Origin of the sequence: Pusillimonas sp., from assembly GCF_044464525.1 — a bacterium.
Taxonomy (GTDB): domain Bacteria; phylum Pseudomonadota; class Gammaproteobacteria; order Burkholderiales; family Burkholderiaceae_B; genus Pusillimonas.
This window is the reverse complement of the sequence record NZ_JBIQLE010000005.1, coordinates 89,673-103,191: the sequence shown is the minus strand read 5'-3', so window position 1 is coordinate 103,191 and position 13,519 is coordinate 89,673. Positions and strand designations below refer to the sequence as shown.

Below are 13,519 nucleotides of genomic sequence, written 5' to 3'. Positions count from 1 at the left end.
TAAATTTTCAGCAAAGGAGTGATGAGCCGGTTAGGCAGGGAGATGAAGGGTTTTCATGGATGGCTGGATTCTTTCAAAATATACATAATTTATAAAAATACGCATAAAAACTCTTTCTTGAAAACCATCCAGAAAACGGAGACTCATTCATGACGTCAATCCCAGCAGCGTCGACTAACCTTGCACAGGCGCTTGGCCCCAAAGAATTCCGTCGAGTTGTTGTCGGCAGTAAAAATGGCAAGCCCACTGTGCTTAGCGACGAACGTCACTGCACGCGGTACGAGAACCACCCCGATTTTTCCAATACTCTGATGTGGCAGACTCCGTCGGCGCCAAAGGTGGGCTCGCACGAGTTGGCGCATGACCCAGTTCCCACAGTCAGTAATTTTCTTCCGCCAGTGGGCGGAACCAGCTTCATGATCGTCAACTTCCCGCCCGACAGCCAGATGGGCCAGCCTGGTTTCGATGGCGCGGCCTTTGGCGAAGAGGTGGGCCGCAAAGTGCCGGGCCTGGCGCAAACCTTCGAGCCCGAAGACCCGGCCATGCACACCACCGACACGGTCGACTACGGCGTGGTTCTGGAAGGCGAAATCTGGCTCGACCTGGCAGGAGAAGAAGTTCACTTGAAGAAACACGATATCGTCATTCAGAATGGCGCACGTCACGGATGGCGCAATAAAGGCAATGCGTCGGTAACGATGCTGTTCGTCTTGATCGGAGCCCAGCGCGAGGCTTGATTTCAAATGAACAAGCAGCCGTCTTTGAACGGCTGCTTCCTTTTTATATCCTCTTAAGGCACACTTTTTACGCTGGCGCGCATAAGCTGTGCTCAAGGATGGATGACGAAGTTGCTGAAGCCGCCGTTTCGGTTTTCGATGCCCGAAATGGCTGCGTTGATGTCCGCCAGCGGCGCGCCCACATGTTCGAATGCACCCATGTTGAGCGTGCCGGCGCCGGCCATGTCGGCCATGTCCTGACCTTCGCCGGCGGTGAACCAGCAAGAGCCGATAATGCGGTGGTTTAGGTCCATGGTGGTGTGCAGGTCGATGGGCACGTCACCGGCGATGGCTCCGATGTTCACAGCGCGGCCGCCTCGTTTCAGCACCCGCATACCGGAAAGCAAGAGTTCATGGCCGCCGCCAGGGCCAATGCAGTCGACGTAGATGTCGATGCCTTCGTCTTTTGTAAGTCGGTTCGCCCAGTCTTCGACGCTTTCGGCGTCGTTGGTGGATTTGACCTCGATGCGCTCGGGTGCAAGCGCCTTCACGCGGTCGAGCAGTTCTTGATTGCGCGCCACACCCAGGATGCGTGTAACGCCCATGGCCAGCGCCAGCAATACTGCGCCAAGCCCCAGCGTGCCGCTGGCTCCGCTGATCATCACTGTTTTGCCTGGCCCGACGTTGGCCTTGCGCATGCCGGCGTAGGCGGTTCCCAGGTAGCCCAGGCGGGCGCCCTCATCGAAACTGACATTGTCGGGCAGGCCCACCAGCGAGTATTGCGGGGCGCTCATGTATTCGCCCAGGCCGCCGTAGGGATAGTTTTCAAAGATCTTCAGCGACTTTTCGGTAAAGCCGAAGTAGCCGTTGAAGGTGTAGTACTCGCAGTGGTTGTGCTCTCCGTCGCGGCAGGCGCGGCAGCCGCCGCAGAAGCGGCCCGGGTTGACGTAGACCCGGTCGCCCGGCTTCCAGGCATGCACCTGCGACCCCACCGCCGCGATCTCGCCCGCCGGATCCAGGCCGAAGATGGCTGGAAGCGGCGGCAGCGGGCGCTCGGGGAACCAGGTGGTCCAGTGTTGAAGCACGTTGCCCAGGTTGGGCACAATGCCGCAAGAGCGCACGCGCACGAGCACGTCGTTGGAGTTGAGCGTGGGCAGTGGAACGTCTTCGATTTGCATGGGGCTGCCCACATCGTGCATGCGGGCCGCTTTCATTGTGCTGGGTAAAGCCATGTGGTGTCTCCTTCAGGGTTTCGCCGGTGCGAGCCTTTTCCCTGTTCCTGTCATTTGGGTCGATGATTCTTGCTTCAGCTTGGCGCTCGGCTGCTGAATTGCTTTTGTCTATCTGCTTCGAGCATGAAGCCCGGATCCTTTCGTACCGCCGCTTCGGTCTGCTTCCAGATCTCGTCATCGGGTAAGTTGAGATCCAGCGGGTCGCCGTGCGGCTGAGGCACATACCACGGAGTATCCAGATAGACTTCGATGGTGTTGTTTTCGGGGTCGCTGAAATAGATGGAAAGCGCGTTGCCGTGATTGAGGCCGCGCATTTTCTGTGCGCCGTTATCAAGTGCGGTCTTGCGAACCGAGCGCAATTGGTCAAGGGTTTGAACCTTGAACGAAAGCTGCATCACAGTACTGAAAGAGCAGTCGGCCGGACGATTTTCGGCAAGGACCAACTCATGGTGCACGTCTGGCCGACTGCTGAGGAACACCAGGCGGAAATTGAAGGTAACGCCCGGACCTTCGTCGTTGACCTTGAACCCGAAAACTTTCGTGTAGAAGTTTTTCATGAGTTCGATGTCGAACACCGATATCCCGAAGTGGGACAAGGCGGGAGTAAAGCCTTCTTCTGCCATGGTGATTCCTTTTGCGTTGCTTATTTCTGGTTTTCGATTGGGTTGCGCAGCACGCCCAAGGCTTCGATTTCGACTTCGACCACGTCGCCGGCTTTCATGTAGCGCGAAGGCTTGCGGCTGAAGCCCACGCCGCCGGGCGTGCCCGTGACGATGACGTCGCCGGGAACCAGCGTGAAGATGGTCGAGGCGTAGCTGATCAGGCGCGGGATCGAGAAGATCATGTAGCCGCTGTGGCTGGATTGCACGACTTCGCCGTTGAGACGGGTTTCGAGCTTGAGCTCGCGCTTGGGGTCGATTTCGTCGGCCGTGACCATCCAGGGGCCGAAGGCGCCCGTTCCCTCGAAGTTCTTGCCCGAGGCGATCTGCTTGGCATGGAACTGCCATTCGCGCACGCTGGCGTCGTTGTAGACGGCGTATCCGGCCACATGGTCGTAGGCCTGCTCTTCGGGGATGTCGCGGCCTTCTTTGCCGATGATGACGGCGATCTCGCCTTCCCAGTCGAGGGTTTCGGACACGCGCGGGCGGATGATGGGCTGGTCGTGGCCGATCTGCGAGCGCCAGACGCGCAGGAAGATAGGCGGAAAGTCGGACAGCTCGCGCTGCATGCCTGCGGCCAATACCTCTTGGTGGTGGTCCATGTAGTTGCGCACGGCGCAAACGATCTTTTCCGGCTTCGTAATGACAGGCAGGTAGTGCAGGCCTTCAAGGGGGAGATCGGCTTTCTTGCCCGCGACAAGTTCGTCGCGACGGGCGTAGTCGGCGCTGCCGATGAATTCGGCTAAGCTAGCGTACTGGGTGGTTTTGCCCAGATCGACTACACCGTCGTCAAGGACCGCGCCCCAGGTTTCCGTTCCGTCTCTCAGAAAAGACAATAATTTCACGTGTGTTCTCCATGGTGCTCGCACAGTACTTTTACTGTGCAGTAATGCTGAATAATATCAGTACTTAGATTTTATGCATAAAATGATAGTTTAGGCACGCGGGAAAACGTTATGCAGGAAAACCCTAGGTTTGAGAGCTGAATTGTGTGGGTTCAACTAAAATCGTATCAACAATGTATTACTTGATCAGTGGGTCACAACGCGATGTCACTAGAAAACACTACGAACTTCCCTGTCAGCGAGCAGGCATACCGCGCACTGCGTCGTGCGATAGTCAGATGCGAGTTCGTCCCAGACGAGCGGCTTCGCGTCGACGACATCAGTACGCGATATGGCTTCAGCAGCAGCCCGGTGCGCGAGGCTTTAGCCCGGCTGGCCGAGCAGGGTTTTGTTCGTTCGATTGAAAATCGTGGTTTTCGTGTGGCGCCTATCACCAGCGAAGGCATTGTTGATTTAACGCGCGTTCGTTTGCTGATCGAAACCGATGCCTTGCGCGCCGCCATCGACAATGGCGACGACCAATGGGAAGAAGGCATTGTCGCTGCGGCTCACAGCTTACGCCTGGCCGAGCAGCGCCTGGCCGAGGGCCCCATTGCGCTGGACGAGGCTTGGTCCGAGCGCCATCGCGCATTCCATATGGCGCTCTATGCCGCGTGCCAGTCGCCCCTCATGCTCAATCTCATCGAGCAGTTGTCCGACAACGCCGAGCGCTACCGCCGTTATTCGGCCCGGTTTCGCACTGTCAGCCGAAAGAAAAATCAAGAACACCAGCAACTCATGAAGGCAGTTTTAGAGCGTGACAAACGCACGGCGGTCACCTTGTTGCGCAAGCATATAGTCGGCACCGAGCGCGGTGTACTTGAAAGCGCGCAATTCATGAATGCAAGCAACCAGAAGAAAACAGCCTAACGCCTGCCGTACGCCGGGCATGTCAGCACGGGCAATGTTGTTTCTAGGTGCAAGGTCGTCAATCAGCGGTACGATAGCGTGTGCTTGCACTTGCCATTCGCCGTTGAGACCTGATTTTTTGCACCCCGGAGCTCGCCATGCCACAAGAAAAACGCCGCCTGCGTTCCTCGAACATCACCCAAGGGGCCGAGCGCGCGCCCAACCGGTCCATGTTCTACGCGCTGGGCTATACCGAAGAGGATTTCTCCAAGCCCATGGTGGGCGTCGCCAATGGGCACAGCACCATCACCCCATGCAATAGCGGCCTGCAAAAGCTGGCCGACGCGGCCGTAGCAGCCATTGCGGCCGAGGGCGGCAACCCGCAGGTGTTCGGTACGCCCACCATTTCCGACGCCATGGCCATGGGCACCGAAGGCATGAAGTATTCGCTTGTGTCGCGCGAGGTAATTGCCGATTGTGTCGAGACCTGCGTGCAGGGCCAGTGGATGGACGGCGTGCTGGTAATTGGCGGCTGTGATAAGAACATGCCGGGCGGCATCATGGGGATGCTGCGCGCCAATGTCCCGGGTATTTATGTGTACGGCGGCACAATCCTTCCGGGCAGGCTCGACGGCAAAGACCTGAACATCGTCAGCGTCTTCGAGGCCGTGGGCGAAAACGCCGCCGGCCGGCTTAGCGATAAAGAGCTCAAGCGCATAGAGCTGCATGCCATACCCGGGCCGGGTTCCTGCGGCGGCATGTATACCGCCAACACCATGAGCTCGGCCTTTGAAGCCATGGGCATGAGCTTGCCGTATTCCTCCACCATGGCCAATGTCCACGACGAAAAAGCCGTTTCCACGGCCGAGTCGGCGCGGGTGCTGTTGCAAGCCATCAAGAACGACATCAAGCCGCGCGACATCGTCACGCGCAAATCGATCGAGAATGCGGTCAGCGTCATCATGGCTATTGGTGGGTCCACCAATGCGGTGCTGCACTTCCTGGCCATTGCCCATGCCGCAGAGGTCGAATGGTCTATCGACGACTTTGAGCGCGTACGGAAAAAGGTGCCGGTAATTTGCGACCTGAAGCCCAGCGGGCGTTTCCTGGCGGTTGATTTCCACCGGGCCGGCGGCGTGCCCATGGTGATGAAGCTGCTGCTTGATGCCGGCCTGCTGCATGGCGACTGCATGACAATTACCGGGCAGACCATTGCCGAGCAGCTCGAAGGCCTGCCCTCCGAGCCCTCAACCGATCAAGAGGTAATTCGAACGCTGGACAAGGCCTTGTACGCCGAGGGGCACCTGGCCATTCTCAAGGGCAATTTGTCCACCGAAGGTTGCGTGGCCAAGATCACTGGCCTGAAAACGCCGGTCATGACCGGTCCGGCGCGGGTCTTCGACGACGAGCAATCGGCGCTTGCGGCCATTTTGGCGGGCAAGATCAAGGCCGGCGACGTCATGGTGCTGCGCTATCTCGGACCCAAGGGCGGGCCAGGCATGCCCGAAATGCTGGCGCCGACCAGCGCCCTTATCGGCGAGGGTTTGGGCGAGTCTGTGGGCCTTGTCACCGATGGGCGCTTCTCGGGCGGAACCTGGGGCATGGTGGTAGGACATGTGGCGCCTGAAGCTGCGGTGGGCGGGTGTATTGCCCTGGTTGAAGAGGGCGACACAATTACCATCGACGCTCATCAGCAGTTGCTGCAGCTTAACGTGCCCGACGACGAGCTTGAGCGCCGTCGCGAGCGCTGGACCGCGCCTGCGCCTCGCTATACGCGAGGGGTGCAGGCGAAGTTTGCGCAGAACTGCTCCAGCGCCAGCACCGGAGCCGTGCTCGATCGGTTCTAAACTGAGGTTTGGAACCTTCGCTGCATCCTTGCCAAGTCCTTGCCAAGGCCGGCGCTGTACAGGCTTAGAACGGGTAGTGGCGGGGTGTGGTCTGGATGGACACCCAACGCAGTTCGGTGAACTCGTTGATACCGGCGTTACCGCCAAAGCGGCCGTAGCCACTGCCCTTGACACCACCGAAGGGCATTTGCGCCTCATCGTGCACGGTGGGGCCGTTCACATGGCAGATGCCCGACTGGATGCGTGAGGCGACTTGCCAAGCCCGTGCCGTGTCCTTGCCAAATACGGCGGCTGAAAGACCATAGTCGTTGTCGTTTGCAACCGCGATGGCTTCTTCCACGCCATTGACGCGGACAATACCCTTGACCGGGGCGAACGATTCGTTGCTGTAGATTTTCATGTCGGGCGTGACATTGTCGATGAGTGTCGCGGGCATCAGCGTGTTTTCAGCCTTGCCGCCGCACAGCAACTTGCCGCCCTTGGCCAGGGCGTCGTCGATCATGTCGTTGCAGCGCTCGACCGTGGCCATATCGACCACCGAGCCCAGAACCACGGGGCCTTCGCGCGGGTCGCCCAGGGGCAGGTTCTTGGCTTTCTCGGTAAGACGCGCAACGAATTCATCAGCGATTTTTTCGTCGACGATGATGCGCTCGGTGGACATGCAGATTTGGCCGGAATTGGCGAACGCGCCGAAGGCCGCGCCGTTGACTGCTTCATCGATGTCGGCATCGTCGAGAACGACCAGTGGAGCCTTGCCGCCCAGCTCGAGCACGACTGGCTTGAGGTATTTGGCGCAAGTGCTGGCGATGATCTTTCCGACACGAGTGGAACCGGTGAAGTTGACGCGGCGCACGGCGGGGTGGGCGATCATGGCCTCGACGACTTCACCGGCGTCTTCAGGGGCGTTGGTGATGAAGTTGACCACGCCTTCGGGCAAGCCCGCTTCGCTCAGCGCTTCGATGATGAGGCCGTGGGTGGCCGGGCAGATTTCCGAGCCCTTGAGAACGACGGTATTGCCGCAAGCCAAAGGCGTCGCGACGGCGCGTACGCCCAGAATGACGGGCGCGTTCCAGGGTGCCATGCCCAGCACCACGCCGGCCGGTTGACGCACGCCCATCGAAAGGCTGCCCGGCACGTCGGAGGGGATGATTTCGCCGTGGATTTGCGTGGTGAGCGAGCCTGCCTCGACCAGCATGTTTGAGGCGAGCTGCACGTTGAACGATGCCCACATCGCAGAGGCGCCGGTTTCGTTGGCGACCGCCTCGATGAATTCTTTTTCTTTGGCCTTCAGCGCCTGGCCCGCCTTGATGAGAAGAGCGCGACGCTCGGTGGGACCCATGGCGGCCCAAGCCGGGAAAGCCTTGGAGGCCGCTTCGACAGCGGCGACCGCGTCTTCGGCCGTGGCGGCCGGTGCGGTGGTGGCCACCTTGCCGTCCAGGGGATTGCGGCGCTCGAAGGTGGCGCCGTTGCCGGCCGCCTTTTTCTGGCCATTGATGAGCAGGGAAATCGAAGACATTTTTTCTCTCCAGGGCTTATATGGTTTCTTGGAAGGGGGCGTACCCGGATGTTTTTACGAAACGTCGGGGACGAACCGAGGTCGAAGCACGCGCCCCGCCACGCAAGACGCGATCTTTGGCGGCTGCGTGCTTTTGGCTGGTGTCAGGCAATAATCAAAGCATAACTCATGGTGCGGTGGATTTCAGCGAACTGAATGAACAAGGCAGGCCGATGGCGGCGGCAAGTGTAGGCAAAAGTGATGTGTGCGGGCGTGCCGCGACGGGCGCCCGCCGCGAGGCCCGACGGCCTTCGGGGCGGGATATGCCCGGATGCGGGGTTAGCTGCTCATGATGTTGCGATCGCGGATCAGTTTTCCAAAGCGTTCGGCGTCATCGACGGCCTTCTGATGGAATTCGTCGGGTGTCATCGGCTCTGGCTCGGCGCCTATGGCAGACAAGGTTTCCTTGAATTTTTCGGACTTCACGATCTTGTTGATCTCGGTGTTCATTTTCTGGATTATTTCGGGCGGTGTGCCGGCGGGGGCGTAAAAGCCGAAATAGGTGTCAGCGTCGAAGTTGGTCAGGCCGGCTTCATCAAGGGTGGGTATGTCGGGAAAGCGGCTGGAGCGTTTCATGCTGCCGATGGCCAGGAGATTGAGTTTGCCGGCCTCGACGCTGGACAGGCCAATGCCGGGGTCGAACATGAAGTCGATCTGCCCGCCCAGAAGGTCGCGCATTGCCGGCGCGGCGCCGCGGTACGGAATATGTACAGCGTCAACATCGGCCAGCTCTTTGAAGAGTTCGCCGGCCAGGTGGGGCGACGAGCCGTTGCCAGGCGAGCCGTAGTTGAGCTTGCCGGGGTTTTTCTTAAGGTAGTCGATAAATTCCTGGATATTTTTGACGGGCACCTCGGGCGTGGTTTCGAGGAACACCAGCACGCGCGCGGCGGCGGCAACGGGGACCAGGTCCTTCATGGGGTCGAAGGTCATGTTGTCGTAGATTTGGGGGTTGACTGACACCATGCCGCCGGAGGACATCAAGAAGGTGTAGCCGTCAGGCTTGGATTTAGCGGCTGCATCGCCTCCGATGTTGCCACCCGCGCCGCCCTTGTTCTCGACGACGAACGATTGGCCCAGCGCGTCGCCAAGGGGCTGGGTAATGGCCCGTGCGATTCTGTCAGCCGCGCCCCCGGCCGGGAAATTGACGATGACGGTAACGGGTTTTTCGGGCCATTGCTGGGCGGATGCTGTGAGGGGGCTAAGGGCGAGAAGGGCAGTGGTCATGGCGGCCAGCGCCATGCCGCGTCCGAGCAGCGTGCGCCGGCGTGGTGATGAATTGATGTTCATGTTTGTCTCCCTGTGGTTATAGAGTGCTTCAACTTCAAGTCGTATTGCTTGGTTTGTCGTTGTTTCCGTAGGCGCACGCCAAAAGGGTGTCAGTTCCTTGTGGGACGCCTCGTGTCAGGCTACCCGCACCTCGACCAGGATGGGCCCTTCGGACTGAAGCGCGCTTTTCAAGGTGTCGGCCAGTTCGGCCGGGTCTTCCACGCGTACCGCAGGGCAGCCGTGCCCATTGGCCAGCGCTACGAAATCTAACCCGGGCAGGTCGGAGCCATGCAGGTAGTCGCCCTCTTTAAAGCCGAAGGTGTGGGCGAACTCTTGCAGCGCCGCGTAGCGCTGGTTGTTGATTATGATGAAGGTGATGGGAAGCTGGAGTTGTACGGCGTTCCAGAGCGCTTGAATCGAATACATGCTGGAGCCGTCGCCGACCAGCCCGATGATGCGCCGGCCTGGCTTACCCAGCGCGACGCCTACAGTGGCGGCCATGCCGAAGCCGAGGCCGCCGCTGGCCATGGTGTAGAAGGTTTCACTTTGGTAGATGGGCATGTAGCGGTGCATGACCGGCCGTGCGCTGGGCGACTCTTCGACGATGATTGTGCCCGGGTCGCGCACTTCGTCGAGCGTTTGCAGCATATAGGCCACCGACATGGGGATGGAGGGTTCGGCGCGCGGCGCTTTTTGGCGCGGTTCGGGCGCAGGGCGCTTGGCCGGCTCCGAGGCTTGCAGCAATGCCGTTACCCCGGCCTTGATGCCACACACCATGGCGGTGCCGACCGGCGCCCACGCGGCGATGGCGGGGTCGTCGATAATTTGCGCCAGCCTGGCGTTTTCAGGCAAATGGGGGCCTTCGCCTTCGACATGATAGGTAAAGGCCGGCGCGCCGATGACCACGATGCCGTCGTGGCCCCCCAGGGCGCCTACGATTTTTTCACGCTCGGCCGACAGATAGCCGGCGAAGAGCGGGTGGTCTCCGGGAAAGCCGCAGCGAGCCGACATCGGGGCGATCCAGACACGGGCGTTGTGGCGCTCGGCAAGCTGGACGGTGGCTTCCCAGGCGTCGTTGCGGTCGACGCCGGTGCCAACGACCAGCGCGGGTCGCTCGCAGGTGTTGAGCAGTTGTGCCACTTCGGCCAAGATGCCGGGTTGCGGCAGACTGGTGGTACTGACGGTGCGGGCTTGCACGAAGCCCTCGCTTGGCCTGTTCCAGTCGTCGGCGGGGATGGACACCATGACGGGGCCGCAAGGTTCCTGGGTGGCCATGTAGTAGGCGCGCGCAATGGCTTGCGGCACGTCTTCGGCTCGAGCCGGCTCGACGCTGTACTTGACGTAAGGCATGGGCAGATGCGTGGCGTCGGCCGATGACAGGAAGGGGTCATAGGGCAAGATGGAGCGCGCCTGCTGGCCGGCCGAAATCACCAGGGGCGTGGCATTCTTGTATGCCGTGAAGATGGCGCCCATGGCGTTGCCCACCCCGGCCGCCGAGTGCAGATTGACGAAGGCGGCCTTGCGGGTGGCCTGGGCGTAGCCGTCGGCCATGCCCACGACCACGGCCTCTTGCAGGCCGAGCTGATAGCTGAAATCGTCTGGGAAATCGAGGAATAGCGCCAATTCGGTGGAACCCGGGTTGCCAAAGATGGTGGTCATTCCCAGCGAACGCAACAGGTCGATGACCGCGTCGCGCACTGTGGGTCGCTGATCGTGGTGTGCAAGGTTGACGGGAAGAGGGGACGGCTGGCCAGACATGTGGAGATCCTTGAAGCAATGTTGCGAAGGGAGGGCGAAGGCCCGGCTATTCTAATGATTATGTGGCGCGCAACGTCATAATCCAATAAGATAAAAGTAATAAACGTTATTAGATATATGAATATCAAAGAAATCGACCTGAACCTGCTGCGCCTGTTCGATGCAATTTACCGCACGCGCAACGTCAGCCGCGCCGCCGAGTCGCTGGATGTCAGCCAGCCCGCAGCCAGCCAGGGGCTCGCGCGTTTGCGCGCTGTGCTTGAAGACCCCTTGTTTGTACGCCATGCCGCGGGCGTGCGGCCCACCCCGCGCGCCGATCGCCTGGCCGTGGCGGTACGGCAATCGCTGGGCGGTCTCGAGCGCGCCCTTACCGAGGCGGCCTCCTTTGACCCGATGCAATCGCGTCGCGTCTTCCATATTCATATGAGCGACATCGGTGAGGGGCGCTTTCTACCCGACCTGCTGGTGGCGTTGCGTGAGCGCGCCCCGGGCGTGCGGGTCGACACCCGGCCCGTCGCTGCGGCTGAAATCACCGAGGCGCTGGATAATGCCCGGCTGGATTTCGCATTCGGCTTTCTTCCGCAAGTACGAGAGACGCGCCGCAGCAAGCTGTTCGAAGACCGGTATATCGTGCTGCTGCGCAGCGGCAACCCGTTTTTGCAAGGCCGCAGCGAAGTCGCGGTTGAAGAGCTTCGCGAACTGGAGTTCGTGGCGGTGCGCACTCATCGCGAAACATTGCGTATCCTGCATTTGCTGGGCCTTGAAGATCGGTTGCGTCTGACCACCGAACATTTCACCGTGCTGCCTTCGATAGTGCGCGCCACCGACCTTGGCGTGGTCATGCCGCGCAATATTGCGCGGGCATTCGCTCAAGAGGGGCCTTACGCCATCATCGAACCGGCGTTTCCTTTGCGCGACTTCACGGTGTCTTTGCACTGGAGCAAACGCTTCGAATCCGACCCTGCCATTCAATGGTTCCGCGACTTGGTGGTCGAGGTTTTTGCCGACTGAGCCAGCCGGGCGTTCCGTGGCTGCTTCTGTGGCGCCGGCAACTGACTAGGGCTTGAGCGAAATCAAGACTCGTCTCTCATGGCTTGGTACGATTCCCACTTCAAATAGCCGGATGGAGCAATACTGTGTTTTTCCACAATACCACCTTGTTGTTGATTGTCGTGTTGGGCATCATCGTCACGTTCATCGGCTTCGGGCTTCGAGATCGCAATCTGGGTCTGGTGCTTTTGGGCATCGGCTTTCTGGCGATTGTCTACGCGGTCATTACCAAGGCGATAGAGCTCTTCGGTTAATTATCAGGACGCTGCTGAACCAGGGAAACATCGAATTATCAGTGTTTACCCTGGTTTTTTTTGATATATAAATCTCAATAAATAGACTAATATCGAAATCTAGACGCCGGGCGGGTGCGATAAAGCGCATGCTTCCCTTGCGGAATAATCAATACAGGAGTCGCACCGTGCAAGCACATACCCAAACGGCGAGCCCCGTCGTCGACAAAGACAAAGTCACCCGCTATGGCTGGAAAGCCCTGGCGGGTTCCGCCGTCGGCTATGCCATGGATGGTTTCGATCTGCTCATCCTGGGCTTCATGCTGGCGGCCATTTCGGCCGAATTGGTGCTGAGCCCTAGCCAGGCTGGTTCGCTGGTTACATGGACGCTGATCGGCGCCGTGGCCGGCGGCATCATTTTTGGTTCGCTTAGCGACTACTACGGGCGTGTGCGGGTGCTTACCTGGACCATCGTGCTGTTCGCTGTCTTTACCGGCTTATGTGCATTTGCGCAGGGCTATTGGGATCTCCTCATCTACCGCACCATCGCCGGTGTGGGCCTGGGCGGCGAGTTCGGTATCGGCATGGCGCTGGCTGCCGAAGCCTGGCCGGCTAAGCACCGCGCACGGGTTTCTTCATACGTGGCATTGGGCTGGCAGGCCGGTGTGCTGGGCGCCGCCCTGCTTACACCGCTGCTGCTTCCGCACATTGGATGGCGGGGCATGTTCATAGTCGGCGTAATTCCGGCTTTCGTTGCCTGGTATATCCGAAGCCGCCTTCATGAGCCCGAGGTTTTTGTACGTAAAGCCAAGGAAAAAGGCGCGTTGGGCCGGTCATTCAAGTTGCTGGTGAAAGACCGCGCCACCACCAAGGTCAGCATAGGCATCATTATTTTGTGTGGGGTGCAGAACTTCGGCTACTTCGGCATCATGATCTGGATGCCCAGCTACCTGTCCACCGAGCTGGGCTTCAGCTTGACCAAGTCCGCCATGTGGACGTCCGTCACGATTGTCGGCATGGCTATCGGCATCTGGGTGTTTGGCCAGTTGGCCGACCGCATCGGCCGCAAGCCCAGCTTCCTGCTGTTCCAGGCCGGGGCGGTGGTCATGGTCTTGTATTACTCGACGCTTACTGATCCCACCACCATGTTGTGGGCCGGCGCAGTCATGGGTGTTTTCGTCAACGGCATGCTGGGCGGCTACGGGGCTTTGATCTCCGAGGCCTATCCCACCACCGCGCGAGCCACGGCACAGAATGTGCTGTTCAATATCGGCCGGGGGATAGGCGGCTTTGGGCCCGTTGTAATCGGCGCTCTGGCCATGGCGTATTCGTTCCACGTGGCCATCGGGCTATTGGCCGCTATTTATGTCATCGACATGCTGGCAACCATCTTCCTCATCCCCGAGCTCAAGGGCGTGGAGCTTGAGTAATGTCCATGGCAGCAGGGCGGCCACGGCGGCCGCCAAACCC

At 59.8% G+C, this 13,519-nt stretch carries 12 protein-coding genes; 6 read left to right on the top strand and 6 right to left on the bottom strand.

Annotated features, from left to right (window positions below; all coding sequences use genetic code 11):
- Window positions 1-149: 149 nt before the first annotated feature.
- On the top strand, window positions 150-737 hold the full coding sequence (locus tag ACIY1O_RS04480) for a cupin domain-containing protein (protein WP_397473883.1): 588 nt from the start codon (window positions 150-152) through the stop codon (window positions 735-737).
- A gap of 92 nt (window positions 738-829) precedes the next feature.
- On the opposite strand, the gene ACIY1O_RS04475 is transcribed toward ACIY1O_RS04480, so the two are convergent.
- The 3 genes from ACIY1O_RS04475 to ACIY1O_RS04465 form a co-directional block, all read right to left on the bottom strand.
- A complete protein-coding gene (locus ACIY1O_RS04475) occupies window positions 830-1,948 on the bottom strand; it encodes an alcohol dehydrogenase catalytic domain-containing protein (RefSeq protein ID WP_397473882.1) in 1,119 nt (372 codons plus the stop codon).
- A gap of 74 nt (window positions 1,949-2,022) precedes the next feature.
- The gene (locus ACIY1O_RS04470; RefSeq protein WP_397473881.1) at window positions 2,023-2,571 is read right to left on the bottom strand and encodes a VOC family protein; all 549 of its coding nucleotides are present in this window, start codon (window positions 2,569-2,571) and stop codon (window positions 2,023-2,025) included.
- 20 nt (window positions 2,572-2,591) lie between these two features.
- Window positions 2,592-3,452 carry a fumarylacetoacetate hydrolase family protein gene (locus ACIY1O_RS04465; protein WP_397473880.1) on the bottom strand — a complete coding sequence of 287 codons (861 nt, stop codon included), beginning with the start codon at window positions 3,450-3,452 and terminating at the stop codon, window positions 2,592-2,594.
- 204 nt (window positions 3,453-3,656) lie between these two features.
- Here ACIY1O_RS04465 and ACIY1O_RS04460 point away from each other — a divergent pair, with 204 nt between their 5' ends.
- Window positions 3,657-4,361, top strand: coding sequence for a GntR family transcriptional regulator (locus tag ACIY1O_RS04460; RefSeq protein ID WP_397473879.1), 705 nt, complete (start codon window positions 3,657-3,659; stop codon window positions 4,359-4,361).
- A 137-nt stretch (window positions 4,362-4,498) separates the two neighbouring features.
- Complete coding sequence (ilvD, locus tag ACIY1O_RS04455) at window positions 4,499-6,187, top strand: dihydroxy-acid dehydratase (protein ID WP_397473878.1); 1,689 nt, start codon at window positions 4,499-4,501, stop codon at window positions 6,185-6,187.
- A 64-nt stretch (window positions 6,188-6,251) separates the two neighbouring features.
- Here the strand turns inward: ilvD and ACIY1O_RS04450 are convergent, their stop codons facing one another.
- From ACIY1O_RS04450 to mdlC, 3 genes are all read right to left on the bottom strand, one after another.
- Window positions 6,252-7,703, bottom strand: coding sequence for an aldehyde dehydrogenase (locus tag ACIY1O_RS04450; RefSeq protein WP_397473877.1), 1,452 nt, complete (start codon window positions 7,701-7,703; stop codon window positions 6,252-6,254).
- Window positions 7,704-8,021: 318 nt separating this feature from the next.
- Window positions 8,022-9,029: a Bug family tripartite tricarboxylate transporter substrate binding protein gene (locus tag ACIY1O_RS04445; protein ID WP_397473876.1), complete on the bottom strand. Its 1,008-nt coding sequence runs from the start codon at window positions 9,027-9,029 to the stop codon at window positions 8,022-8,024.
- Between the two features lie 114 nt (window positions 9,030-9,143).
- The gene (gene mdlC, locus ACIY1O_RS04440; RefSeq protein WP_397473875.1) at window positions 9,144-10,766 is read right to left on the bottom strand and encodes a benzoylformate decarboxylase; all 1,623 of its coding nucleotides are present in this window, start codon (window positions 10,764-10,766) and stop codon (window positions 9,144-9,146) included.
- 117 nt (window positions 10,767-10,883) lie between these two features.
- Between mdlC and ACIY1O_RS04435 the strand changes: the two genes are divergently transcribed.
- From ACIY1O_RS04435 to ACIY1O_RS04425, 3 genes are all read left to right on the top strand, one after another.
- On the top strand, window positions 10,884-11,777 hold the full coding sequence (locus ACIY1O_RS04435) for a LysR family transcriptional regulator (RefSeq protein ID WP_397473874.1): 894 nt from the start codon (window positions 10,884-10,886) through the stop codon (window positions 11,775-11,777).
- A gap of 125 nt (window positions 11,778-11,902) precedes the next feature.
- Window positions 11,903-12,070 (top strand): hypothetical protein, encoded by a 168-nt coding sequence (locus ACIY1O_RS04430; RefSeq protein WP_397473873.1) that lies wholly within the window; start codon window positions 11,903-11,905, stop codon window positions 12,068-12,070.
- Window positions 12,071-12,336: 266 nt separating this feature from the next.
- Window positions 12,337-13,479, top strand: coding sequence for an MFS transporter (locus ACIY1O_RS04425; RefSeq protein WP_397473945.1), 1,143 nt, complete (start codon window positions 12,337-12,339; stop codon window positions 13,477-13,479).
- Window positions 13,480-13,519: the final 40 nt, after the last annotated feature.